Source organism: Oceanidesulfovibrio marinus (assembly GCF_013085545.1).
GTDB lineage: Bacteria > Desulfobacterota > Desulfovibrionia > Desulfovibrionales > Desulfovibrionaceae > Oceanidesulfovibrio > Oceanidesulfovibrio marinus.
In genome coordinates, this window is sequence record NZ_CP039543.1 from 4,138,041 (window position 1) to 4,161,947 (window position 23,907).

The following is a 23,907-nucleotide window of genomic DNA, read 5'->3' on the forward strand; positions in this document are numbered from 1 at the left end:
AGGTTGCAGCTCAGGGCTGGCTGGCGTTCTGCCCGGGCGACGTTTCGGAATCAGGCTTGCCCCCTGAAGCATTTGCGGAAACATTTCCGGAAGCATCCGCGGAAGAGTCGGCGGGAGCGCCAACCGGGGCATCGCCCACCACGGCGTCGATGTCCGGTATCTCCAGTGACTCGTCCAGCTCCTTGGCCGCGGCGAAGTCGCGCACGGCCTGGGCCGTGTTGCCCAGCCTGGACCAGGCAAAGCCGCGGCGCATGTACGCCTCGGCCAGGGTGGCGTTGATGGCCAGGGCCTTGGTGTAGTCGGCCACGGCGGCGCGGGCGTCGCCCTGTTCCATGGCGGTGTCGGCGCGCCGGGTGTAGGCCATGGCCATGTCCGGGGAAAGCTCCACGGCTTTGGAGAAGTCCGCGGCCGCGTTCTGGTCGGCGCCGATTTCGCGCCAGGCAAGGCCCCGGTAGTAGTATGTCCAGGCAAGGTTCTCGGGGTCCAGCTCGCCGGAGTCGATGGCGCGGGACATGAACTTGATGGCGTACTCCGGCCCGGCCGCGCGGATGGACTGCAGCAGCGGTGTGATGACGTAACGCTGGTCGATGCGGTGCGCCGCCGCGATGTCGGCCATGGCCGACTCGGCGTCTCCGGCCAGAGAGTACGCCAGCCCGCGCATGAAAAGCGCCCGGCCGTTGTTGGGATTGAGCTCCAGGGCCGAGGTGTAGTCGGCGATGGCCAGGTCATACTTGCCGAGCTCCTTGTACGCGGCGCCGCGCTTGACGAATGCTTCGAGGAACCGCGGGTTGCGCTCGATGGCCGTGGTCAGATCCTCCAAGGCCTTGTCGTACTCCTCCAGATAGAACCAGGCGTTGCCGCGGTCGTAGTAGGCGATGGTGAGGTTCGTCTCCTCCAGATCGCCGGACTCGATGGCCCTGGTGAGCAGCTCCACGCCGCGTTCGTAATCGCCGTCCCGGACAGCGGCGAGGCCGTCGCGGGCGTCCTCGTACGGCGAGGCCAGCAGGGGCGGCGCGGCCACTGTCAGGAACAATGCGCAGAGCAGCACCACGCGGGCAGACATGCGCCAGGGAATGGATAAAGCGGTCATCATACAACCATAATACTGGAGGGGCTGTGGAATCATGCCTTGATGATAGCAGCACATGGGCCAGCTTTCCACCGCTTCGGGGATGCCCCGTCAGGGAAGGTTCGGGTTTTCGTCAGGGGGGGGCGCACCCCTGAGAAGAGTAGTGCGCGTGCTGGAGAAATATACCTGGCAGGGCGCGAGCAGGAGTTTGGAGCAACAGCGGTTGTGATGGCGCAGAAAAACTGGAGTACGGGCAAATTCGAGGGGGCACAATAGAGCGGTTGTGAGGGCGGGTATGCCGTATGGGCCGGGGATTGTCCCGGGCATTGCTGTGGGATGGGTGTCCATGGATTATTGTATGCGCCAAAGTGCTTGTATTCGGTGGAAAGAAAATGGTGCAGCAGGCATCGTGGCTTCAGGCCGCATGCATATTGGCCCGGATGCTAACGGAACAATACAATGTATTGCAGTAGGTAGTGTCTGTTACGATGATAGATGGTCGGACATACATGCGCATGTATGAGAACCGTTTCAGTCTAGATAAAATTGATGTTGAATTCGTTGGCGTCCATGCAAAATATGTTGTACGCCTGCCGGGAATGAAGCGTTGTGGTTTGGGTGAAGGTATAATTCCCACGAAAAAGGTTTGAAATAGAAGAGAGACACTGTAAAGAAGTGTCTGAGAGATGCCTGCCGCACGCAGAAACCTCCTTGCGTGGTAGTAATTATTCCCTAGGTGGCAGGTAGGATTAAAATTGGCTTGATTCATGACTACGCCTTACGTAAGGAGTAGTTTGACAAAAAAAGGTATATTGCTTGGCTGTGTTGGGCTGGGGGTTTTTCAACGTCTTATCAACGATCTCCTCGACAAGGAGGAAACCATGAAGGACGCATCCCTCTGGGACTGGAACCCCGGAGAGAAGGAAATCGTTGCGTGCGATGCATGCTCGGGCGATTGCGAGTGGCTCGAAGAGCCCATCGCAAGCCCTGATGGCGAGAAGGTCGCCCGGGTTGCGAAAGTTCGCGACGATGAAGAGGCTATTTTCACCCTCGCCGTTAATGGGGAGCTGTGGGAATCTACTTTTGAGAAGTGCTGGTATCCGCGATTCACTCCTGACGGCAGGCTGACCGCGCTGTGTTCGGAGATGGCCGAGTGGACGCTGGTCGTGGACGGCGAGCCCTGGGAAGAAAAATACGGATTCATCTGGGATACGCGCTTTGCCGCAGACGGCGACGCCATCTCGGTATCCGTTCAGCAGGACATGGAGTACGGCTACTCCATCAACGGAGAAGCCTGGGGCGACTTCTTCGAAAACACCAACCACCCGGTGCTCTCCCCGGACGGCACCAAGGTCGCTTCCGTTGTGCAGACGCGCAACATCCCGCAGGCGGACATCTTCACGTTCAAGGAAGGGTGCTTCAGCGTGGCCGTGAACGGCCAGCCCTGGGACACGACCTTCGTGAACTGCTGGGACACGGCGTTCGACGCTACGGGCGAACACGTGGCCGTCACCGTGCGCACCTCGCTCTACGACTACACCATCGCCGTGGACGGCAAGGCCTGGTCCTCGCGCTATCAGTGCATGTGGGAGCCGCGCTTCAATCCCAAGGACGGCTCCGTGGTCGCCGGCGCGCGCCAGGGCGGCAAGTGGGGCATGCTCAAGGACGACGCCTGGATCTGGAAACCCACCATGTTCCAGTGCTGGAAGCCCGCCTTCTCCGCGGACGGCGCCAACCTCTGGGCCGTTGTCTGCCCCGATTTCGGCAGATGGACTGCGGCTGTGAACGGAGATGTCTGGGGCGAGAAGTTCAAACAGGTCGTCAGCGACATGTCGGTGAGCCCGGACGGCAAGCGCGCCGCGATCATCGGCAAGACCGACGACCAGTGGGGCATCATCGTGGACGACACGCGCTGGGTCGGCTGGTTCGAGATGGCCTATCCGGCTGTCTTCAGCCCGGACTCCAAGCACGTGGGCTACGCCGTGGAGCGCAAGGGCGGCCAGATGACCATCATCCTGGACGGCCACGCCTACCACAAGGACTTCGACAAGGTCTGGAGCCCGGTGTTCAGCCCCGATTCCCAAAAAGTCATGATCCGCTGCCTGGATGGCGGCGTGTACAAGCGGATTGTGGTCCCGATCTCTGACTTCTAACCGTGGAGGGAGCCATGCACGATATCTATGCTTTCCTGGTAGGCCCCCTCATGTGGGCCGTCATGATTGTCTTCATCGGTGGCTTGGTGTGGCGCTTTGTGGCCATGACCCGGCTGGCGAGGAAGAAAGACCCGTACGTAATGCATTACCTGAAGGCCAAGTGGACCCTGCGCTCGTGGGGCGCCTGGCTCGTCCCGTTCCTGCCCCGCAGCATGCGCCTGCATCCGTGGGTCACGGTGTTCGGGTACATCTTCCACATCGGGCTCATCCTCACGCCCATCTTCCTGCTCGCGCACGTGATGCTCTGGCAGGAGGGCGCCCTGGGAATCTCGATATGGACCTTGCCGGAGTGGGTGTCGGACCTTCTGACTATCGGCGTGCTCGCTGGTTGCGTGTTCTTCGCCCTGCGCCGGATGATGGTGAAGGAAGTCAACTACGTCACGGACTGGACGGACTACGCCCTGCTCGTGGTGGTGGCGCTGCCTTTCCTCACCGGCATTCTGGCCCACTATCAGGTATTTGACTACAAATTCTTGATAATCTTCCACATACTTGCCGGTCAGGCCGCCCTGGTCATCGTGCCTTTCAGCAGGTTCGCGCACATGATCTTCGGCCCGATGGTGCGCGCCTACCTGGGCTCTGAGTTCGGCGGCGTACGCCACGCCAAGGACTGGTAACGTCTCAGGAGATAGACATGTCTGATACCGCAACAGCGACGAACGATAAGGAAAAGGACCTCCTCAAGCCGGTCTATGACGATCCGGGCATTATGAAAGGCCTGGAAAAGCTGGACGAGGCGACCATCGAGCGCGTGATCAACGAAACGCTCGAGGCGGAGGGCGGCGCCCGGCTCAAGATCCTCGTGGACACCTGTGTGCACTGCGGATTGTGCTCCGACGCCTGCCATTTCTTCCTGTCCCACGACCGCGATCCCATCTACTCGCCCGTGGGCAAGGTAAAACAAACCATCTGGGAGATGCTGGACAAGAAGGGCAAGGTTTCCAAGGAGTTCCTCATGCGCGCCGTGCAGGTGGCGCATACGGAGTGCAACCTCTGCCGCCGCTGCGTCCAGTACTGCCCCTTCGGCATCGACACCGCGCACCTCATTGCCCTGACGCGGCGCATCTGCCACAAGCTGGGCATCACGCCCCAGTATCTGCAGGATACGGCGCACAGCCACTCCGCCACCTACAACCAGATGTGGGTCAAGGAAGATGAGTGGGTGGACAGCCTGTTCTGGCAGGAGGACGAGGCCCGCGACGAGCTGCCGACCCTGCGCATCCCCGTGGAGAAAGAGGGCGCGGACATCTACTACTCGGTCATCGCGCCCGAGCCCAAGTTCCGCACGCAGCTCATCTACCAGGCCGCGGCGATCATGCACGAGGCCGGCGCGGACTGGACCATGTCCTCCCTGGCCGGTTGGGACAACTCCGACATGTGCATGTACTCCGGCGACTCGGAGATGATGGGCCGGCTCAAGCGCAAGCACTTCGAGGACGCCATGCGCCTCAAGGTCAAGCGCATCGTCATGGGCGAGTGCGGCCACGCCTTCCGCTCCATCTACGACACGGGCAACCGCTGGGACGGCTGGGAAGGCCTGCCGGTCCAGGTGCAGCACTCCGTGGACTTCTTCGAGGAGCTTCTGCGGCTCGGCAAGATCAAGGTCGCCAGCAAGATCCACGAGAAGGTCACCATCCACGACCCCTGCAACATCGTCCGCGGACGCGGCCTGCAGGAAAAGCTGCGCACCGTGGTGCACGCCTTCTGCGACAACGTGGTGGAGATGTACCCCAACAAGGAGCACAACTACTGCTGCTCCGCCGGCGGTGGTGTGATTAACTGCGGTCCGCCGCACAAGAACACCCGCGTGGTGGGCAACCGGGTCAAGGCCGAGCAGATGCAGGCCACCGGCGCCTCCATCGTGGTGGCTCCGTGCCACAACTGCCACGGCGGTCTGGAAGACATCATCCACAAGTACAATCTCGGGATGGAGCTCAAGTTCCTGGGCGATATCATCTACGAGCACATGGAAAAGCCTGACGCCATTTAACCGCCGAGAATAACGAGGAAAGCCATGCAAACTATGAAGAATTGCCTCCGCATGTACAGGAGGCTCGCTCTGGTGGCCGTGTCGCTCGTTTTCGTGGCGGTCGCGCCCGGCCTGGTCCACTCTCAGGGAGATATCGAATTCCTGGCCGATCCGGCGTTCGAGAATCCCCAGCGGCCGCCGGCAGTCTTCCACCACGACGAGCACAACGCCAACGCCGCCCTCGAGGACCAGTGCTGGTACTGTCACCATATGGACGGTTCCAACCCCAGTCCGGACGAGGATTCCATCGGCATTCCGTGTTCCGACTGCCACGCCGTGGACGCCGATGACGGCTCCACCTCTCTCCTGATGGCCTACCACATCCAGTGCCAGCGCTGTCACACCAAGGAGAAGAAAGGCCCCATCACCTGCGGCGAGTGCCACGTGCGCTAGACCGTAGCTGAACTCACGCAAAACAAGGCCCGGCAGCCCCCGTATCGAGGTGGGTGCCGGGCCTTTTCTTGGACACGGAAACAGACGAAGACCAAGACCATGTCCATGCACGCAGACAGATTGCGCTTCGCCGTCTTTGCCACGGTCCTGCTCGTCCTGGTGGTGGCCGGCTGCATCGGTTTCATGCTCTTGGAGGGCCTGAATGCGGTGGACGCGCTCTATTTCACCATTGTTACCATGTCCACCGTGGGCTACGGCGACATCCACCCGATCTCTCAGGCAGGCAAACTCCTCGCTGTGGTCATGATCCTGGCCGGCGGCGGCGCGTTCATTGGCGTGGGCGCCTCGGCCGCCGAGATGATCCTCACCCGCCACGAGCGCAAAAGCCGCATGGACAAGCTGAACATGGTCATCGGCGTGTTCTTCAGCGAGATAGGCAGCGAGCTCCTGGCCCGGCTGGAGGCGATGGACCCCGACCGCGAGGGCCTGGAGCGGGACATTGCCGTGGACGGAAGCTGGAGCGTTCGCGACTTCCGCAAGGCCAGAGGCAGGGTGGAGGGGCTGGGCAGAGGCCTCAAGCCGAGCTGCGACGATCTGGCCGTGCTCAACGATTTACTCACCGCCAAGCGCGACTTCATGCTGCAGCTTCTGGAGAACCCCACCCTTCTGGAGCACGAGTCCTTTACCGAGATGCTCCGCGCCGTGTTCCACCTGGCCGAGGAGCTGACCCTGCGCGGCGATTTCACCTGCCTGCCGGAGTCCGACTGCGCCCACCTGGCCGGCGACGTACGCCGCGTCTACCCGCTGCTGGCGGCGCGCTGGCTCGACTACATGCTCCACCTCAAGACCAGCTACCCCTACCTCTTCTCCCTGGCCCTGCGCACCAGTCCCTTTGCACGCGACCGCAGCGTTGTGGTCCTGGACTGACCTTGGTGGATTGATCTCGGTGACTGATCTCGGCGACTGATCCTCCGGTCGCCTGAATGCACCATTCTGCCAGAGCAGGGGCGGCACCCCCGGACAGCGCGCGGTTCCCCGTCGCAAGAATGCCACATTGCCCGCCAGCAAGCGGAGGATGCGCCGCTCCGACGCGGTTTGCGTGCGCATTTTCAGGATTTCATGGAGCAGGGGCTTACACTCCTTCATATCCTGTGCTATACGCAAGGCAGTATTCCATTTTCTACGAATTCTCCGCACCAACCCCCATTCGGAGGGCGACCATGACCGATTACGCCAAGCTCCTCGGCGAAGAGACCGCGCAGCAACTGTTGGGACATTCCTGCAAAACCATTGACAAATCCAAGCTCCACCTGCCCGGACCGGACTATGTGGACCAGAACTTCCTGCAGACCGACCGGCCCATCCCGGTCATCCGCAACCTGCAGACCATGTTCGACCACGGACGCCTGGGCGGCACCGGTTTTCTCTCCATCCTGCCGGTGGACCAGGGCATCGAGCACACGGCCGGCGCATCCTTCGCGCCCAATCCCATCTACTTCGACCCCGAGTCCATCGTGCAGCTCGCCATCGAGGCCGGCTGCAACGCCGTGGCCTCCACCCTGGGCGTGCTCGCCTCCGTGGCGCGCAAGTACGCGCACAAGATCCCGTTCATGCTCAAGATCAACCACAACGAGCTGATGACCTACCCCAACACGTACGACCAGATCATGTTCGCCACCGTGGAGCAGGCCTACGAGATGGGCGCGGTCGCTGTGGGCGCCACCATCTACTTCGGCCACGAGACCTCCGACCGTCAGATCATCGAGGTCTCCCGCGCCTTTGAGGCGGCCCACGCCATGGGCATGGCCACCGTGCTCTGGGCCTACACCCGCAACGACGGCTTCAAGAAGGACGGCGTGGACTACCACACCGCGGCCGACCTCACCGGCCAGGCCAACCACCTGGCCGTGACCATCAAGGCCGACATTGTGAAGCAGAAGCAGGCCACCAACAACGGCGGCTTCAAGGCCGTGGGCTTCGCCAAGACGGACGAGAAGGTCTACACCGAGCTGACCAGCGACAACCCCATCGACCTGACGCGCTACCAGGTGGCCAACTGCTACATGGGGCGCATCGGGCTCATCAACTCCGGCGGCGGCTCCGGCAAGAACGACCACGCCGACGCCGTGCGCACGGCCATCATCAACAAACGCGCCGGCGGCATGGGCCTGATCATGGGCCGCAAAGCCTTCCAGCGTCCCATGGACGAAGGCGTCAAGCTCATCCAGTCCGTGCAGGACGTGTACCTGGATAAGGCCGTAACCGTGGCGTAGCGGCTTAGTCTTAAGTTGAGCGAAGTATTTAATTGTATGGCTTTGGTTTGTTGGCTGTGTCGGTTTGGTTTGACAGGCAAATAAAACCAAAAGGAGGATGTCATGCCTGGGAATAGGACCATGCAGTTGAATGAATTTTTGGAGGGGCAAAATCGTGGTGAGCAACAGCTCTTTGGAGTTTACCAGTCGCAAGCAATGAAAAGTGAGGGAAAAGTAAGGTTATTCTTATGGATGGAAGGGTATAATTGCTTTCATCGCGTATTCATTGATGTCCCAACAAAGGCGATAGAGTCCGTAAAAACAGTGGGACCAAAAGTCAGATATGAAGGCGAAGTTCTAGAGTTAGTTGAGATAAATTTTGCAGAGGGAGTTGATGGATTGTTCACCATACATGATCTCTTTAGGCACTTATCTGATAACTGCATTATCATCCCTGGATACACGGAGGCCGATAATAAATCCAGGAAGGCTGATCTTGTCGATAAGGCTGTTCCTAGGCAGCAAGGCATGGAACGAAAAGGTGGGCTTGAGCCTTTTTCACGCCCAGTGTTATGACGCATGCTGTAAACTGCCTGCCTGCTGCTGCTATAATTTGTGGGAAAACGCGGTGGCAGGTAGGATATATTATGTCAGGATGAACGGTGTGGCTAATGTTCAATATAAAAAGAAAGTATAAAGAGAAAAGACCATTAGAAACAATCAATCTTATAAGAGGATTATTGTCAAGCTATGGTGTGTTTACGCGAGAAGACTATTGGGGGAATCCATATGAGAACATATGTTCCGTATCAATAGTATCTGGTGATGAATTTGGTCAATTTAGAACGAACGGGAAATCTCAAAGCCAAGAGTATTGTCTGGCGAGCGCCTATGGTGAATTCATGGAAAGAATTCAAAATAACATGCATGTCTTGAATGTATCGCACATTAACTTGATGGATTTAAAAAATAAATCTGGGGTGTATGCGTATCCGGATGAAGAACTGTTGGGATTAGAAGATATTCTAAATCTGCCTGAAAATGTTTTGCAGGACCTGTTCGGAAGAAGCGACTATGTGGTAGAGGCTGAAGAATATGTTAACATTGCAAAATCAAGAACAGGTAAAGGCTGCGTCTGCGTCCCTTATTATTGTGTAAACTCACAAGAAGTTTTATATCTACCTTATAATCTTCTCCTGTCGTCAGTAGGATCAAACGGAATGGCTGCGGGCAACACTCTCGAAGAAGCACTGTGTCAAGGGTTATTCGAGGTCATAGAAAGGCTTGCAGCATCACTAATTTTTTATAACCAGCTTACTCCGCCAGATATACCATCCAGCTACTTACAACAATTTCCGAGGGAGTTTGGCATTATTAAGCAGCTTGAGTCTGATTCTTTTCAGGTTGTAATGAAAGACTTTTCGTGTGGGATCGGGCTGCCTGCGCTAGGGGCTTTACTCGTTGAGCCGTCAGAAAATACATATTTTTTAAATGTTGGGTGTGACTCCTCATTTCAAGTCGCTTTGAGTAGGTGCCTGACGGAACTGTATCAGGGTGTTTCCAATCCCAGAGAAATGCGGTTGCGAATGATGCGCTTGCCGTCTGAAAACCCTTGGTATTTCGAGAAGGAGGGAGTTCATTCAGGGGCAAAGAGAGAAAGTGTCTTTTGTCAATATACTGTGAATGGTTGTGGTAAATTCCCAAAGGAGCTGTTTGGGCATGCCCCCACATATTCTTTTAAGGATTCCGTGTTCGCTACCAGTACTACCTATGCCTCCGAAGTGAAGTATTGGATACAATTCTTGATGGAGTTGGGTTACACTGTTCTCGTTCGAAATGTATCTTTTTTGGGTTTCCCATCGATCCATGTTTATATCCCTCAGGTGTCTAGTGTTGGCTTGAGAGCTACTAAAAAAAATTATGATTTCCAGCTACTAAGGGCAATAGACCTTTGTCTTGAAGCTTGCTGCTCTCGGAAAGAGTTGAATAAAGAAGAATATGCAGAGATTGCAAACAATCTCGCAACCATGTCGGTAGATATGACAATATTCGATTTGTTTTCATTGCAAATGAAAGGCGATCCTGATGTCCCAGTAAAGTATGTTGGTATGCTCGAGTTGTTGTGTTGGGTGTTTGCTCGTAATGTTAGTGTAGCTAGAGAGAGGACGCATATAAGAATAAATGAAACTGAATCAAGTGATTGCCACGCTCAGTTGTTAATAATGTTAGATGCTCTTGATAAAGACAGTTTTTATGAGAATGTCGGTGGAAATTTAGGGTATTATGGCAAGGTTTTGTCGAAGACGCTGGAAGGAAATGATGTTGTTCTTGAAGAAGTAATGGGGGCCGCCATGCTTCCGACTTGTCCGCTCTGTGGCAAATGCCCGGTCAACGATCATTGTTTGACGCAGGGAAAATTAAAATTGGCGGCAACGCTGATGCCTAAATACAGTTTGGATCACCGTTCATTATTGGTTGATCAAATCACTCATTCCTCAACACAGGCCATGCCGGTTTCGACAGCGCGTGCCGCACGCCGAACAGGCCCAGCGCGAGGGTGGCCAGCACGCCGCCGCAGAGGATGAGCGCCAGCGGCCCCATCAGCGGCGCATACTGCGTCATCAGGAACGCGTTCACAAACGCCCAGGCCAGGCCGCAGCCGGCCAGCGCGGCCACGGCCGCGGTCACCGCGCCCAGCAGCAGGAACTCCAGGGCCAGTGTGACGAGGATATCCCGCCGCGTGGCCCCCAGCACCTTGAACACAACCGCATCATAGTACCGCTGCTCCAGGTTGGCGGCCAGGGTCTGCGCCAGCACCAGCAGCCCGGCCAGCAGCGTTACCGCCGCGGTCAGCCGGATCGCCATCCCGATATTCCGGACAATGGCGTCCACGTCCTGCAGCACGTCGCGCACATAGATAGCCACCACGCTGGGCAGCTGCGTCGTCACTGTCTCGAAAAGCGCGTCATCGGCCTGCTTCGAGTCTGTATACGCCGTGGCGATCCAGCTGTGCGGCGCGTTGTCCAGCACGCCGGGCGAGAACACGAACGTGTGGTTGAGCGACAGCGTGGACCACTCGATCTCTCGCGTGCAGGCAATGGTCGGCGTGAACGCCTGCCCCAGGATGGACACGGTGATGGTGTCGCCCGGCCCCACGCCGAAGCCCTCTGCCAGGCCGGAGTCCAGGCAGATGAGCGGTTTGCCGTGGTAATCCGCCGGCCACCACTGGCCGGAGACGATTTTCGTTCCCTTGGGCGGCGTGGCCGCGTACGTCATGCCGCGATCCCCGCGCAAGGCCCAGCGCACGTCGTCCGCCACCTGGGCCTGCTCCACAGGCACGCCGTTGATGGCCGTGATCCGCCCGCGAATGGAAGGCTGCGCCTCCATCCGGGTAATGCCCCTGGTGACGGCCACGATGTCGCGGAAGGTGTCGATCTGCGCGTTCTGAATGTCGAGGAAGAAGTACGACGGCGCGTCCTTGGGCAGCTGCTCCGAAATGGACCGCTGCAGCGTGCTGTCCACCTGGCTTACGGTGACGAGGATGGTCAGCCCAAGCCCCAGCGAGAAGAGCACGGCCGGCGTGGCCGCGCCCGGCCGGTGGATGTTGGCGATGGCGTGGCGCAGCCGGGGTTTTCGGGGCCTGGGCAGCCGCGCCGCCACGCGCATGACCACCACGGCGGCGATGCGGAAGAAGGCCATGGCCGCGAGGACGCCGCCGGCAAAGCCCAGGGCAAGGCGGGCGTTGTGCGCGTAAAGCAGGGTGAGGACGATGAGCCCGGCCCCGCAGCAAGCCGAGGCCATGGCTGCCTGCCAGGACGGCCGTCGCGGACCGGCTTCCCCATACCCGCGGAAGAGCCGCGCCGGAGAGATGGTGCCGGCCGCCGAGAGCGGCCACAGCGCAAAGGCCATGGCCGTGAGCAAGCCATACATCAGCGCCAGGGCCAGCGGCTTGAAAGCCGGGGTGATGGCCACGGGCACGGTGAGCAGTTGGGCCAACAGCGGCGCGGCCAAGAAGGCCGAGCCCACGCCGAGGGCCACGCCGAGAACGCTGCCCAGCAGGGCCAGGGCCATGGTCTGCGCCAGGTACGTCCAGACCACGAGCCGCCGCGTTGCGCCCAAACATTTGAGCGAGGCGATGGCCTCGTACTTTTTCTCCAGGGACGCGCGCACGCCGTTGGCCACGCCGATGCCGCCCACGAGCAGCGCCGCCAGACCGACCAGCGTGAGGTACACGGCAAGGTTGTCAAAAAATCTGGACAGTCCGGGGCTGGAGCTTTTGTAGTCGCGTACCTGCCAGCCTGGCTCGCGCACGGCCTGCAGCCGCTCCTTGGCCTGCTCGATGGAGACGCCGGGTTCGAGCCCCAGGGCGTAGACGTATCTGACCACGCTGCCGGGCCGGAGCAGGCCCGTGCTCTTGATCGCGTCCAGGGAGAGCAGTACCCGCGGGCCCAACCCGAAGAAGTTGGAGGGCCGGTCCGGTTCACGCACGACCTCCGCGCGAATCCGCAGAACGCTTTGCCCCACGCGGAGGTCGTCGCCCACGGCAAGGCCCAACCGCATCAGCAGGCTCTTCTCCACGGCCGCACCGTACACGCCGTCCTTTTCGGCCAGGACGTCGGCCAGCGGCAGGGCTGGCTCCAGCGTGACCGCGCCGAACAGTGGGTAGTTGGGCCCCACGGCCTTGAGCTCCACCAGGGAGGAGCGCCGCTTCTCCGGGGCGTTCTCTGCCACGCCGTTGGTCGCGTTCCCTTGCGGTGCCTGCGTTTCAGGCGGCCGGGCCATGGAGCGCATGCTGACCATACGCATCACGCGGCCCATGCTCTCCATCGCCGTTATCGCCTCGTCCGAGGCCGGCACGTGGGTCTGGCGGATCTGGATGTCCCCGCCCATGAGCGCCTTGGCGTCGCGGGAAAGGGCCGTGTCCACCGAGGATGAGACCGTGCCCACGGCCGCCACTGCGCCCACGCCCAGGGCCAGGCATGCCAGGAAGATGCCGAAGCCGCGTACGCCGCCGCGCAGCTCCCGCCGGGCAAACCGCAAGGCCAGCTTCAGCTCGGAGAAGAACGCCATCTATCGCGTCCCTTCTGTGCTCGGCTGGGGATGCCCATCCGTGATCTGGCCGTCGAGCAGTTCCAGGGTGCGGTCGGCCTGATTCGCCAGGCCGGCGTCGTGGGTGATGAGCACCACTGTGGCGCCGTCGCGCCCGGCCAGCGTGAATAAAAGGTCCATGACGCGTTCGCCAGTGGCCGCGTCCAGGTTGCCGGTGGGCTCGTCCGCCAGCAGGATGGACGGCTCCCCGGCAAAGGCCCGGGCAATGGCCACGCGCTGCTGCTCGCCGCCCGAGAGCTGCGAAGGGTAGTGGCCCGCGCGTTTCTCCAGCCCCACGTCGGCCAGCCCCTTTCTCGCGCGCTCAAAGGCGTCGTCATACCCGGCCAGCTCCAGCGGTAGCGCCGCATTCTCCAGGGCGGTCATTGTCCCCACCAGGTGGAAGCCCTGGAACACGATGCCCACCCGGCCGCGCCGGAACCGCGCCAGGCCATCCTCGTCCAGCCTGGTCAGATCCTCCCCGGCCACCAGCAGCGTGCCGGACGTGGGCTTCTCCAGCCCGGCCATGACCATGAGCATGGTCGTCTTGCCGGAGCCGGACGGTCCCACCACGCTCACCGTTTCGCCGGCTCCGATGCTCAGGGAAACGCCGCGCAGCACGTTGACCGGTCCGCTGCCCCCCTGTAACATCAGGTGTATATTGTCCATTAATATCATGGGGCCGGCTTTGGCCGGCATCCCTGCGGAGCGTTGCATGTCGCGAATCACCAGAATCTCCTCGTCAGCATCACAATCTTCGACGCTGTGGCGTCGTACGGTCCAGCGGCGAGTTTACCTTGTTTTTTGCCTCGTGCAAGCGGCGTTTCTGTGCTGCGCGCCGTCCGTGTTTTCCCAAACCACTCTATCTACCGACCAACAAAGCGAGACCAGCGCCATGGGCGACCCTGTGACCATACTCGCCTTCGGTGACAGCCTGACCGCCGGATACGGGCTGAACCCGGGCGAGTCCGTGCCCGATATCCTCCAGACCATGTTGCATGACAACGGCTACAACGTGACCATCGTCAATGCCGGGTACTCCGGCGACACCACTACCGGCGGCCTGGCGCGTCTGCCCTGGACCCTGGACCGGAGCCAGCCGGACGCCGCCATCCTGGAGCTCGGCGCCAACGACGGCCTTCAGGGCCAGGACCCGACCCAGATGGAAGCCAACCTCAACGCCATGCTCGACCTCTTTCAGCAGCACTCCATCCCCGTGCTCTTTACCGGCATGCAGGCCATGCCCAACCTCGGCGAGGCGTACGCCCAGGAGTTCGCCGCCGTGTTCCCCCGGATCGCCGAGCAGCGCGACCTCCTCTTCTACCCATTCTTCCTCGAAGGCGTGGGCGGCATCCCCGCCCTCAACCAGGGCGACGGCATTCACCCCAACGCCGAAGGCGCCCGCCTCATCGCGAAAAATCTCTACCCGTACGTGGTGCAGCTCATCGAAAAGGCGCAGCGGCTCCAGGAAGCCGGGTAGGAACAGGAACGTATAGCCCGGATGGGGCGCCGCCCCCTCCGGACCACCCCCGGCAGGGAGCACGGCCCCTGCGCCCCGGAATGATTTTTCAGATCATGTTCCATAGGGAGCATAGTTCCCTGTACCCAGAAAAGGGGTCCGGGAATCAGTGTTCCCCGAGCAGGGGCGTGGGGGACAGCGTCCCCCGCTTCCTACCGTGGGAGTCCGTTATGCGCCGCTGGCGTCGAGCAGCTCCAGCGCCTTGGTCACGGCAAAGGCGATGACGTGCTCGCAGCGAGTGGTCCAGAGATTCTGGCGGCGGAACTCGGCCAAGCCTTCGGGGTCGGCGATGTTGATGCCGGCGACGTCTATGCAGTCGCGGCCGCCGAACTCGGTGCGGAACTCCTCCACGAGCTCTTCCACTGCGTTATAGCAAGGTTCCAGCGATTCTTCGGGCGCGGTCCGGCCCAGGCCGAAGCCCAGGGCGAGAATGGCACCGGACAGGGCGCCGCACTGGCCGCATGTACGGGAGACGCCGCTGCACAGGCCGGTGGCAAGGGACGTGGGCCGGGGGATGTCCCAGCCTTTGGCGCGTACAAGGGAGGCAAAGACGCTTTCCGCGCAGAGGAACTTGGAGCGCGCCATGGCGCGCGCGTGTTCGGCCGGGTCTTCGGGCGTGGGCTGGGTGTCAGTGTGTTCCGGGGGCGAGGCGTCCATTGGCATCTCCTGATTTCGTTATGGGATCAGGCGATGTCGTCCTGCAGTTCCGTGTCTTCGTCAAGGGTTATGAGCACGCTGCCTGGCTCGCGGCGGTGCACGGTGATGTCCAGGCCGAGCTCGGCGGCCATGCGCCGCACCCGCGCCAGGCCCATGCCCACCTTGTCCGGCATGGTGGTGAAGAAGGGGTCGAAGACAAAGGGCAGGATATCCGCCGCAATGCCGGGGCCGGTGTCGGCCACCTCGTAGCGCAGGCCGTCCTCCATGCCGGCGCCCAGGTACACCTCACCGGGCGGCGCGTCCTCGCTGGGGGGCATGGAGGCGATGGCCTCCAGGGAGTTGCAGACCAGCTCGGTCAGCAGCGCCACGGTCAGGTCGGCGTCCACGGTAACGGCCGTTTCCTCCACATCCAGGAGCAGGGGGATGGCGCGCCACGACTCCGGCCCGCGGGCATAGGCCTCGTCCGCCACGCGCGCGGCAATTTCCGGCAGCAGGATGTGCCGCGGCTCGGCAGTGCGGATGGCGTTGTAGGATGTCACGGCCTGGACAATGGCTTCCAGCCGGACGCTCTCATCCAGGATGCCTTCGAGATACTCGTGCAGCGCCTGGTCGGACTTGCGCAGGGCGATGCGCGCAAAGCCGGCGATGGCCATGGCCGGGTTGCGCAGCTGGTGGGCCACGGCGTCGGAGAGGGTGCGCAGACTTCTGGTGCGCGCCAGCTCCATGGCGTGGCGTTCCTCCAGGAACCGCCGCTGCCTGGCGTGCATGGCGTAGATGTGCGTGACGTCGGTCATGGAGAGCAGGATGCCGAAGATCTTGCCGTACTCCACGAGCAGGGAGGTGGTGAGGGAGAGGCGCAGGCGGTCGCCGTCCAGGGTGATGTAGACGGCTTCGAGCGCTTCCCGCCGGCCTTTCTGGTTGCGCGCGTCCGCCATGTACCGGCGGAAGGTGTCGGGCTCTTCGATGCCGGGCAGGAACTCGTCCCAGAGCAGGCCTTTGAAGTCTTCCTCGTCGATGATGCCGAGCATCTCGCGGGCGTGGCGGTTGCAGGCGTAGGCGTAGCCGTCGGTATTGAAGATGGCCACGCTCTCCGGATAGCCGTCCAGGAGGTTCTGGAAGTAGGCGGACTGGATGAATGGCAGCACGGCAGGCCTCGTTGCGTCAGGCGCCGTTGGATCGCGCACCCGGAGGCGCGGCGTCGGCATCGCCGTTTTCGACGTCCTCGCCGCCGGGCAGGGAGAACAGCGGCCGGACGTGGAAGGTGCGGATGTGCAGCAGGGGATAGAACACGGCCTCGCCCGTCACGGTGATGGCCAAAAGGTCGGTCTTTTCCATCACCTCGTAGTTGAGGCACTGGATGGTGCGGCGGCCGCCGTCCAGGAAGTCAATCTCCACCTCGTACCCGGCGGGCGCGGAGTTCTGCTCCGGCGTATGGACCATGGCCCGCCGGGCTTCCTCCTCCATGAGACGCACCCACTGCCGGCGGACGATGCGGCGGTTCTCCAGCGTATCGTGCTTGGGGCACAGGCCCAGCTTTTGGCGGTCCGGCGCCGGGGGAATGCCGTATATCCAGCCAGAGGCGGCGTTCTCGCCGCAAACTTGACACGGAACCATGAGGGCCTCGCAGGCCGGGCGCTTGCATGGCAAGGCGCACGGCGCGGATGATGGAAGGACGATCTGCGCCGCAGGATAGCCGAACTTCAGGCGCGATGCAAAAACGCCAGGGTGCTCGGGCTGGGACGCGGATGCGCCGTAGGCCGGCCGGTCCGTGGGCCTGGAAGGGATGTGGGGCCTGGGGGCGTGCATCGTTCCTGTTCCGGCCTGCGTCATGCCGCGGACATGGGTTTTTGCTCGCCGTTGCTGCCGAAGGGGCCGAAGGCCAGGTCCTCCGCATCGAGCAGGAAGGACTCCAGGGAGGAGAAGGCCATGGGTTTGGCAAAGAGGTAGCCCTGGGCATGGGCGCAGCCCATGGCGTGCAGCGCCTCCTTCTGGAAGGCGGTTTCGATGCCCTCGGCCACCACGCCCATGCCCATGGACTCGGCCAGGGCCAGGATGGTGCGCACGATGGAGTTGCGGCCGTTGCGCGCCGTGAAGTGCTCCTCGCGCATGGCGCGGACGAACGCCTGGTCGATCTTGAGCGTGTCGAAAGGGTAGTTGTGCAGCGAGCTCAGTGACGAGTAGCCGGTGCCGAAGTCGTCGATGGCTATGGACGCGCCGATCTCCTTCATCTGCCGCAGAATGCCGCGTGTGCGGGCGGGGTCTTCCATGACCAGGCTTTCCGTGACCTCCAGGCAGAGCGACCCGGCCGGAACCCGCGCCATGGAGAGGGCGGACTCCACCGTATCGGCCAGGCGCTTGTTGCGGAACTGTCTGGCCGAGAGGTTCACGCTCATGGTCAGGGGGCCGGCCTTGGGCGAGAGCAGGCCCGAGAGGTGGGCCAGGGTTTCGCAGGCCGTGCGCAGCACCCATTCGCCCAGGGGCACGATGATGCCCGTCTCCTCGGCCACGGGGATGAACTCCAGCGGCGGCACCATGCCGCGCCTGGGATGTTGCCAGCGCAGCAGCGCCTCGAAGCCGGAGATATGCATGGAGGGCAGGTGCACGATGGGCTGGAAGTGCAGCTCGAACTCGTTGCGGTCCAGGGCGTGACGCATGTCGGTTTCCAGCTTCAAGGTCTGCACGGCCTGGGTGTGCATCTGGTGGTGGAAAACCTTGTAGCCGTCGTCCGTGGTGCCCTTGGCGCGGTGCATGGCGGTTTCGGCGTCGCGGATGATCTGCTCCGGCTCGGTGTAGCAGTCCATATGGTAGGCGATGCCGATGGAGGCGGAGGTGAAGACCTCCATGGAGTCGATGACGTGCGCGTCGCTGAGGGCCTCCTTGATGCGTTCGGCCACGCGGATGGCCTCCATCTCGTCCTCCATGTCGTCCAGGAGCACGATGAAGTCGTCGCCGCCGAGCCTGGCCATGGTGTCCACCTTGCGCAGGCAGGAGGAGACGCGCCGGGCGATGGACTGCAGGAGCTTGTCGCCCACGCTGTGGCCCAGGCTCTCGTTGATGATCTTGAAGCGGTCCAGGTCCACGAAGAGCACGGCGAAGCGGTACGTCTCGTGCCGCAGCACGCGGGCCATGGCGTGGCGGAGCCGGTCCATGAACAGGGCGCGGTTGGGCAGCCGGGTCAGGGGATCGAGAAAAACGTGGCGCTGGAGCTCTTCCTCGAAGGCCTTGCGCTGGGTAACGTCGTGGGCGTTGATGACCAGGCCGTTGACGGCCTCGTCGCTCATGAGATTGGCTGCCTGCGCATCCAGCACCACCCAGGAGCCGTCGGCGCGTTTGCGCCGCATCTCGAAGGAGGCGCTGTCCAGGCCGTTGCGCACCATGCTGGAGAACCGCTCCTTGATGATCACGGCGTCCTGGGGATGGATGGAGCTGAAGAAGTCCTCGCAGCCGGAGCGGTCGTTGATGGCGCAGGAGAAAGCAGCGGCCGAGGGGCTCTCGAAGATGACCCGGCCGTCTGGCTGGACCACGCTGATGACGTCGCGGGTGTTCTGGATGAGCGCGGTGTAGAACCGCTGCTTGCTCATGACCTCTTTTTGCGCGCTTTTGAGGCTGGTTATCTCGCGCGCCACCATGAGCATGGATTGCCTGGTGAGGGATGAAAACGTAACGAGCAGCCACGTGGGGCTGCCCGGAACCTTGAACTCGAACTCGCGCGAGATGATCTCGTCCTGGTTGGACGCGGCTCGCACCTCGCGGATTCCTTCCATGAGCATGGCCCCGATGCTGCGGGAGTAGACCGACTCCAGGTGCAGCCCCTCCACGCCGTCGGGATACGATTCTTTCGGGTCGAAGCGCGTGGGCAGGATGCGTTTGACGTAGCCGTTGTCCGTGACCTCGGCGACCATGCTGGACATGGACGTGAACACGGCGCGGAGCTGCGACGCGGACTCGCGCATGTCGCGGTTGGCGAGCTCCAGATCCCACACCGTGCAGCGGATGCGGCGGCGCAGGCGCAACGCCCAGACCAGAAATAGCGCGCCGGCCAGAACCGCGGCGCAGGCGATGACGGCGAGCAATGCGTTTATATTGCCGCCGGCTGAAGCAAGAAGATGGGGCGGTTCCGCTCCGAACGGATGACCGCCCCCGAGAGCGAGTAACGAAGGCAAGCATACCCTCCAAGTATGATATCGGCCACCTGGGGAGGCCAGCCGCCAGAGGTACGCCCTTTGTGTTTCAGAGGCGTGACGGCGGCAGAGCGGCGGCGTTACGGGAGGGTACGGGTTCAGTACGGAAGCGGGCTAGAGCTGCTGCTCCCGTTCGATCCACTTGTTGGTGCGCGGGGGCACGTATCCCTCGAAGCCCTCAAGCAGGGTCTCCGGCTTCTGGGAGGCGTAGAGGATGGAGCGGTGGGACTGATTGAGGAATCCCTGGGCCACGGCGTTGTCCAGCATGTCCAGGAAGCAGTCGTAGTAGCCGCCCACGTTGAGCAGGCCGCAGGGCTTGTCGTGGAAGCCGAGCTGCGACCAGGTGAAGACCTCGCAGATCTCCTCGAAGGTGCCGATGCCGCCGGGCAGGGCGATGAAGCCGTCGGAAAGCTCGGCCATCAGGGCCTTGCGCTCGTGCATGGACTCCACGACGTGCAGCTCGGTCAGGCCGGGGTGGGCGAGCTCCTTTTCGGACAAGGCGCGCGGCAGAACGCCGATGACCTCGGCGCCGCCGGCCAGCGCGGCGTCCGCGGTCCGGCCCATCAGGCCCACGGCCGCACCGCCGTACACCATGCCGAGGCCGCGATCGGCCAGTGCCTTGCCCATGGCCTGGGCCATGGTTGTATACGAAGGGTCGTTTCCGGGATTGGAGCCGCAAAAAATACAGATGCGTCGCATGAGAACTCCTGAATGGAATAGACAGTGATTCAAAGAGTACAGCTACTAATCCTGGCGTGATGAAAGGTCAATGTGGCGCAATGCATGTATTGCCAATTGCAAGAGAAAATGTAACAACAATCTCAATCTGAACAGCTGTTCAGATTAGTGCCCGAATAATTTTTCACTCCGGAGCCCTTTGTGTCCGAGCTGCCGCCGTACCGTGTGCGCGAGAACCCCAGAGCGCGCCGCGTCATCCTCAAGGTTATCCCCCGCGTGGGGTTGACCGTCACCGTGCCCAAGGGGTTCGACCACAGCCGTCTGCCTGGTCTGTTGCGTTCTCGCAAGGAGTGGATAGACACGGCCCTGCGTGACATGGAAGCGCGCGGCAAGGGGCCGCAGCCACCGGTTCTGCCCGACGCGGTGGATCTCGCCGCGGTGGAGCGCCGCGTGAGCGTGGCCTACGAGACCGGCGCAGAAAAGCACGGCTGGCGGGAGGAGGGCGACTCCGTAGTCATCGCCACGTGCGACTCCTGCGTGTACGACCGACTGGTGCTTATCGAGGACTGGCTCAAGGCGCGCGGCAGGCGCCATCTCACGCCCTGGTGCACGGAGCTGGCCGCTCAGTTCGGCGTCTACCCAAAGTCCTTCCAGATCCGCCTGCAGAAGAGCCGCTGGGGAAGCTGCTCCCGCCGCGGCACGCTCAGCCTCAACGCCAAGCTTCTGCTCATTCCCCGGTCAGCGGCACGCTACGTGCTGCTCCACGAGCTGTGCCACCTGGTGCACCCGGACCACTCGCCGCGGTTCTGGACGCTCCTGCAGGAGTGGGAGCCCGAGGCGCGGTCGCAGGACCGATACATCGATGCCTGCTGGCGCGATCTGCCGGCGTGGCTGCCGTAGCTGCGGATTCCTGGCGTTCCTGTCTTACTGATTCAGCGCCGATCCCGTGTCCACGATCTCGATGGGCATGAGCGTACGCGCGTCCTCGATAAAGGCGCGGGCCTCGCGGCTCTGGTCCGGAGAGTGGATGAAGACCAGAAGCCCGGTGGCGCGGTCCAGGGTGCTGAGGTAGCCGAGGTTGTCGTCGGCCTCCAGCAGGAAGCGCGCCAGGGCCATGTTCGCCGGGGCGATGCGCAGGTAGAGCCGCGCCGACCATGTGGGCGGTTCGCGCCGTGGCCGGCGTTTGCGCGGAGATTTCTTCTCAGGGGCCCCGCTGTCCGGAACCCCTGTCTCGATCTCGTGATTGTCCGCCGTGCTCACAGAACCTCGCAACCGTTGTCCGTGACCAGGACCATGTACTCCCAGCGCACGCCGCCCCACTCCGGGTAGTAGAGGCCCGGCTCCACCGTGACGACCATGCCGGACTTGAATTCGCCCTTGGAGCGGGTGGAGATGCTGGGCGCCTCGTGGGTCTCCAGGCCAACGCCGTGGCCCAGACCGTGGGTGAAGTACTCGGCCACGCCGTTCTTTTCAAAGTAGTCGCGGGCGGTGTTGTAGGCATCGATCATGGGCACGCCGGGCTTGATCATCTCGATGGCCAGCGCCTGGGCCTCCTGCACCAGCTCCAGGGTGCGCTTGAACTCGTCGGTGGGCTTGTCGCCGGCCCAGAAGGTGCGGGTCTGGTCGGAGCAGTAGTTGTCCAGCCGGCAGCCCATGTCCACCAGCACCGGGCAGTTGTCCAGCACCTGGTCCTCGCCGGGCACGGCGTGGGGCAGGGCCGCGTTGGGGCCCACGGCCGCGATGGTATTGAAAGACAGCTCCGAGGCGCCGTGCTCGCGGAAGAGCTTCTCCAGCTCCCAGGCCAGCTCGGCCTCGGTCGTGCCCGGAATCAACAGCTCCGGAACCTTGGAGAACACGGCGTGGTTCAGCCCGCAGGAGCGGCGCATGGCCTCGATCTCCACCGGGTCCTTGATCAGGCGCATCTCCTCCACATGGCCGTCGGCCGGCTGCAGCTTCACGGTCTCGGAGAAGAAGCCGTAGTCGTCCATGCACATGGCCTTGGACTCGAAGCCCAGGGGGCCGGAGGAAGTATCCACGGTCTTTTCCAGGAACTCGCGGATGGCCTCGCGCGCGCCACCGGTGTAGATGAAGAGGTTCTCCTCGGGCCAGAGCCGCAGGGCCGCGTCCTTGTAGCGCGGGTCGGTGAGCAGGTAGTCCTCGCCGGCCGCCGTGATGAGCAGCAGGCCGGAGGACTCGTTGCACTGGGCGTCGTGCAGCTCGAAGCCGGTGAGGTAGTAGCGATTTGCCGCGTGGCTGACGAGAAGACCGGCCAGACCGGCCTCGGAGATTCGTTGCCTGAGTCGTGCGCGCCGTGCGCGAAGTCGTGCTTGCATCATTATTTCGATGGTGTGGTGTAGGTTTGTTCGGTGTCGCCGCGGGTCACGCGGTCGGCCCATTCCTTGCCCTGCATTACGGAGTGGTCCATGTTCGCGACCTCGTACCGCCAGCCGCCGAAACGGCCGCGGGAGCAGATGCCGCGTTCTTCCAACCATGGCTGGATGGCGGCCAGGGCGCGGTCGCGGTCCAGGGTGGGAACGGGGTAGCCGTATGGCAGAACCGTCTCCCAGCGTGTGAGTATAGCACGCTTCTCATCGTTTTCCATCAGTGCGGAAGCGACCAGACCGTCCACGGTGCGGTCCATGAGCGCGGCCGTGTCCTCCTTCTTGTATGCGGAAAAGGAAGTCTCGGCCATGAGCGCCCGGGCCGACACGCCGGCCGGCACGTTGCGCGGGGAGTAGTTGTGGAAGTTCGTTGTGCGGTAGAAGGGGCTGTTGTCCTCGGGAAAGTACATCCAGCACGTGTCGTCGTCGCGCGTTCCGGCCACGCCCACCCCGGCTACGAACACGGAGTTGTGCTCCAGCAGCGTTGCCGCCTCGCGCAGGCTGTCCGGCGCGTCGCTTACAAGCTTCCCGGCAAAGAGATCCAGTGGCGACGTGTTCAGCAGGTTCTCGTAGGTGATGGTCTGGCCATCTGCCGTGCGTATGGTCCTGGACTCGGCGTCTACGCCGGCCACTGGCGTTTCCAGGCGGATGCGGTCCATGTAGGGCTGGGCCAGCCGCGTGTAGATGGCGCCGGTGCCGCCTTCCAGGGGAAAGCGGAACGTGTTGTTCGGGCCCCAGGAGACGTCCTCCTTCTCAAGGATGATGTTCTCCAGCACGCGGCGCAGGTCCACCACGGAGACGCGCTCGCCGATCCAGCCGGCCTGCATGCGCTCCGGCGGTGTGGCCCAGACCTTGAAGTTGTACGGCCGCATGAACAGCCGGGCGATGCCCGCGCCGAAGACGCGGTCGATCCACTCGGCAAAGTCCGCTGCCGGAGCCGATTCCCGAGCCGCGCGGTCGTGCGCCTCCACCAGGCCGTCCACACACTCCCAGACCAGCTCTTTGGGCAGGTGGCGGATGTTGTTCTGAAAGGGGTAGGGCACCCACGACCCGGCGATGCGCACGCGGGCGATGCGCTGGTGTTGCAGGGCGTCTTCGCCCAGCAGGGAGTCGAGCAGCGCATCAAAGTACTCGTAGTGGGAAAAAACCACGTGGCCGCCCAGGTCCCAGGTGAAGCCCGCATCGTCCCGGAAGCTGGCCGAGAGCCCGCCCACGTGGCCGTCGCGCTCCAGCACGACGAAGTCGTCCTCGCCCAGCTCGGCCAGGCGGTGGGCGGCGCCCAGGCCGGTGGGGCCGGCGCCTATGATGCAGTTCTTCACGTGCATGCGGTTTCTGTTCCGTCTGAAGGAGTGTTCCAGTAACGACTACCGCTTGCGGGTACCATAGCGGCGTTGCGAAGGAAAGCGGCCCCCAGTTTGGTGGTTCGGTGGTCTGGTGGTTCGGTGGTTTG

The 23,907-nt window shown here is 62.3% G+C and carries 21 protein-coding genes; 10 read left to right on the top strand and 11 right to left on the bottom strand.

The features are described 5' to 3' along the window. Positions 1 to 10: 10 nt before the first annotated feature. Positions 11 to 1,093, bottom strand: coding sequence for a tetratricopeptide repeat protein (locus E8L03_RS18250; RefSeq protein WP_171268112.1), 1,083 nt, complete (start codon positions 1,091 to 1,093; stop codon positions 11 to 13). An 857-nt stretch (positions 1,094 to 1,950) separates the two neighbouring features. Between E8L03_RS18250 and tmcD the strand changes: the two genes are divergently transcribed. The 8 genes from tmcD to E8L03_RS18290 all read left to right on the top strand — a co-directional run bounded on the left by tmcD (position 1,951) and on the right by E8L03_RS18290 (position 10,541). Further along, on the top strand, positions 1,951 to 3,222 hold the full coding sequence (tmcD, locus tag E8L03_RS18255) for an electron transfer complex subunit TmcD (RefSeq protein ID WP_144305041.1): 1,272 nt from the start codon (positions 1,951 to 1,953) through the stop codon (positions 3,220 to 3,222). Positions 3,223 to 3,236: 14 nt separating this feature from the next. Then, positions 3,237 to 3,899 (top strand): TmcC family electron transfer complex membrane anchor subunit, encoded by a 663-nt coding sequence (gene tmcC, locus E8L03_RS18260; protein ID WP_144305040.1) that lies wholly within the window; start codon positions 3,237 to 3,239, stop codon positions 3,897 to 3,899. Between the two features lie 17 nt (positions 3,900 to 3,916). Next, positions 3,917 to 5,272, top strand: coding sequence for an electron transfer complex ferredoxin TmcB (gene tmcB, locus E8L03_RS18265; protein WP_144305039.1), 1,356 nt, complete (start codon positions 3,917 to 3,919; stop codon positions 5,270 to 5,272). Positions 5,273 to 5,296: 24 nt separating this feature from the next. Further along, entirely contained in the window at positions 5,297 to 5,704 is a 408-nt protein-coding gene (gene tmcA, locus E8L03_RS18270) for an acidic tetraheme cytochrome c3 TmcA (RefSeq protein WP_244963569.1), read from the top strand. Between the two features lie 99 nt (positions 5,705 to 5,803). Continuing rightward, positions 5,804 to 6,631 carry a potassium channel family protein gene (locus tag E8L03_RS18275; RefSeq protein ID WP_171268113.1) on the top strand — a complete coding sequence of 276 codons (828 nt, stop codon included), beginning with the start codon at positions 5,804 to 5,806 and terminating at the stop codon, positions 6,629 to 6,631. 293 nt (positions 6,632 to 6,924) lie between these two features. Further along, a complete protein-coding gene (locus tag E8L03_RS18280) occupies positions 6,925 to 7,977 on the top strand; it encodes a class I fructose-bisphosphate aldolase (RefSeq protein WP_171268114.1) in 1,053 nt (350 codons plus the stop codon). 120 nt (positions 7,978 to 8,097) lie between these two features. Continuing rightward, on the top strand, positions 8,098 to 8,532 hold the full coding sequence (locus tag E8L03_RS18285) for a hypothetical protein (protein ID WP_171268115.1): 435 nt from the start codon (positions 8,098 to 8,100) through the stop codon (positions 8,530 to 8,532). A gap of 95 nt (positions 8,533 to 8,627) precedes the next feature. After that, positions 8,628 to 10,541: a YcaO-like family protein gene (locus E8L03_RS18290; RefSeq protein WP_171268116.1), complete on the top strand. Its 1,914-nt coding sequence runs from the start codon at positions 8,628 to 8,630 to the stop codon at positions 10,539 to 10,541. Here the strand turns inward: E8L03_RS18290 and E8L03_RS18295 are convergent. Both E8L03_RS18295 and E8L03_RS18300 read right to left on the bottom strand, forming a co-directional pair. Beyond that, positions 10,441 to 13,026 carry an ABC transporter permease gene (locus E8L03_RS18295; RefSeq protein WP_171268117.1) on the bottom strand — a complete coding sequence of 862 codons (2,586 nt, stop codon included), beginning with the start codon at positions 13,024 to 13,026 and terminating at the stop codon, positions 10,441 to 10,443. The two genes, E8L03_RS18290 and E8L03_RS18295, sit on opposite strands and share 101 nt — an antisense overlap. Then, the gene (locus tag E8L03_RS18300) at positions 13,027 to 13,692 is read right to left on the bottom strand and encodes an ABC transporter ATP-binding protein (RefSeq protein ID WP_244963570.1); all 666 of its coding nucleotides are present in this window, start codon (positions 13,690 to 13,692) and stop codon (positions 13,027 to 13,029) included. A gap of 244 nt (positions 13,693 to 13,936) precedes the next feature. Between E8L03_RS18300 and E8L03_RS18305 the strand changes: the two genes are divergently transcribed. After that, entirely contained in the window at positions 13,937 to 14,521 is a 585-nt protein-coding gene (locus E8L03_RS18305; RefSeq protein ID WP_144307406.1) for an arylesterase, read from the top strand. A 207-nt stretch (positions 14,522 to 14,728) separates the two neighbouring features. On the opposite strand, the gene E8L03_RS18310 is transcribed toward E8L03_RS18305, so the two are convergent. The 5 genes from E8L03_RS18310 to E8L03_RS18330 form a co-directional block, all read right to left on the bottom strand. After that, a complete protein-coding gene (locus E8L03_RS18310) occupies positions 14,729 to 15,217 on the bottom strand; it encodes a C-GCAxxG-C-C family protein (protein ID WP_171268118.1) in 489 nt (162 codons plus the stop codon). A 26-nt stretch (positions 15,218 to 15,243) separates the two neighbouring features. After that, complete coding sequence (locus E8L03_RS18315; protein WP_171268119.1) at positions 15,244 to 16,362, bottom strand: PAS domain-containing sensor histidine kinase; 1,119 nt, start codon at positions 16,360 to 16,362, stop codon at positions 15,244 to 15,246. Positions 16,363 to 16,378: 16 nt separating this feature from the next. Further along, entirely contained in the window at positions 16,379 to 17,023 is a 645-nt protein-coding gene (locus E8L03_RS18320) for a hypothetical protein (protein ID WP_171268120.1), read from the bottom strand. Positions 17,024 to 17,043: 20 nt separating this feature from the next. Further along, the gene (locus E8L03_RS18325; RefSeq protein WP_171268121.1) at positions 17,044 to 19,380 is read right to left on the bottom strand and encodes a bifunctional diguanylate cyclase/phosphodiesterase; all 2,337 of its coding nucleotides are present in this window, start codon (positions 19,378 to 19,380) and stop codon (positions 17,044 to 17,046) included. A 132-nt stretch (positions 19,381 to 19,512) separates the two neighbouring features. Beyond that, the gene (locus E8L03_RS18330) at positions 19,513 to 20,097 is read right to left on the bottom strand and encodes an LOG family protein (RefSeq protein WP_144307401.1); all 585 of its coding nucleotides are present in this window, start codon (positions 20,095 to 20,097) and stop codon (positions 19,513 to 19,515) included. Between the two features lie 180 nt (positions 20,098 to 20,277). On the opposite strand from E8L03_RS18330, the gene E8L03_RS18335 reads away from it, so the two are divergent. Then, the gene (locus E8L03_RS18335; protein ID WP_144307400.1) at positions 20,278 to 20,976 is read left to right on the top strand and encodes a M48 family metallopeptidase; all 699 of its coding nucleotides are present in this window, start codon (positions 20,278 to 20,280) and stop codon (positions 20,974 to 20,976) included. A gap of 24 nt (positions 20,977 to 21,000) precedes the next feature. On the opposite strand, the gene E8L03_RS18340 is transcribed toward E8L03_RS18335, so the two are convergent. The 3 genes from E8L03_RS18340 to E8L03_RS18350 are packed head-to-tail and all read right to left on the bottom strand — an operon-like array spanning position 21,001 to position 23,782. After that, positions 21,001 to 21,336 carry a DUF4911 domain-containing protein gene (locus tag E8L03_RS18340; RefSeq protein WP_171268122.1) on the bottom strand — a complete coding sequence of 112 codons (336 nt, stop codon included), beginning with the start codon at positions 21,334 to 21,336 and terminating at the stop codon, positions 21,001 to 21,003. Then, positions 21,333 to 22,412, bottom strand: coding sequence for a M24 family metallopeptidase (locus E8L03_RS18345; RefSeq protein ID WP_171268123.1), 1,080 nt, complete (start codon positions 22,410 to 22,412; stop codon positions 21,333 to 21,335). The genes E8L03_RS18340 and E8L03_RS18345 overlap by 4 nt, the downstream gene beginning before the upstream one ends. Beyond that, positions 22,412 to 23,782, bottom strand: coding sequence for a protoporphyrinogen/coproporphyrinogen oxidase (locus E8L03_RS18350; protein ID WP_171268124.1), 1,371 nt, complete (start codon positions 23,780 to 23,782; stop codon positions 22,412 to 22,414). Before E8L03_RS18350 ends, E8L03_RS18345 begins: the two co-directional genes overlap by 1 nt. Positions 23,783 to 23,907 lie beyond the last annotated feature (125 nt).

Coding starts and splice junctions, on each gene's coding strand:
- E8L03_RS18280 (WP_171268114.1), top strand. CDS start 6,925: ATGACCGATTACGCCAAGCTCCTCGGCGAAGAGACCGCGCAGCAACTG.
- E8L03_RS18320 (WP_171268120.1), bottom strand. CDS start 17,023: ATGCACGCCCCCAGGCCCCACATCCCTTCCAGGCCCACGGACCGGCCG.
- E8L03_RS18310 (WP_171268118.1), bottom strand. CDS start 15,217: ATGGACGCCTCGCCCCCGGAACACACTGACACCCAGCCCACGCCCGAA.
- E8L03_RS18300 (WP_244963570.1), bottom strand. CDS start 13,692: ATGTTACAGGGGGGCAGCGGACCGGTCAACGTGCTGCGCGGCGTTTCC.
- tmcD (WP_144305041.1), top strand. CDS start 1,951: ATGAAGGACGCATCCCTCTGGGACTGGAACCCCGGAGAGAAGGAAATC.
- E8L03_RS18275 (WP_171268113.1), top strand. CDS start 5,804: ATGTCCATGCACGCAGACAGATTGCGCTTCGCCGTCTTTGCCACGGTC.
- E8L03_RS18350 (WP_171268124.1), bottom strand. CDS start 23,782: ATGCACGTGAAGAACTGCATCATAGGCGCCGGCCCCACCGGCCTGGGC.
- E8L03_RS18305 (WP_144307406.1), top strand. CDS start 13,937: ATGGGCGACCCTGTGACCATACTCGCCTTCGGTGACAGCCTGACCGCC.
- tmcA (WP_244963569.1), top strand. CDS start 5,297: ATGCAAACTATGAAGAATTGCCTCCGCATGTACAGGAGGCTCGCTCTG.
- E8L03_RS18285 (WP_171268115.1), top strand. CDS start 8,098: ATGCAGTTGAATGAATTTTTGGAGGGGCAAAATCGTGGTGAGCAACAG.
- tmcC (WP_144305040.1), top strand. CDS start 3,237: ATGCACGATATCTATGCTTTCCTGGTAGGCCCCCTCATGTGGGCCGTC.
- E8L03_RS18250 (WP_171268112.1), bottom strand. CDS start 1,093: ATGATGACCGCTTTATCCATTCCCTGGCGCATGTCTGCCCGCGTGGTG.
- E8L03_RS18290 (WP_171268116.1), top strand. CDS start 8,628: ATGTTCAATATAAAAAGAAAGTATAAAGAGAAAAGACCATTAGAAACA.
- E8L03_RS18295 (WP_171268117.1), bottom strand. CDS start 13,026: ATGGCGTTCTTCTCCGAGCTGAAGCTGGCCTTGCGGTTTGCCCGGCGG.
- E8L03_RS18330 (WP_144307401.1), bottom strand. CDS start 20,097: ATGCGACGCATCTGTATTTTTTGCGGCTCCAATCCCGGAAACGACCCT.
- E8L03_RS18345 (WP_171268123.1), bottom strand. CDS start 22,412: ATGATGCAAGCACGACTTCGCGCACGGCGCGCACGACTCAGGCAACGA.
- tmcB (WP_144305039.1), top strand. CDS start 3,917: ATGTCTGATACCGCAACAGCGACGAACGATAAGGAAAAGGACCTCCTC.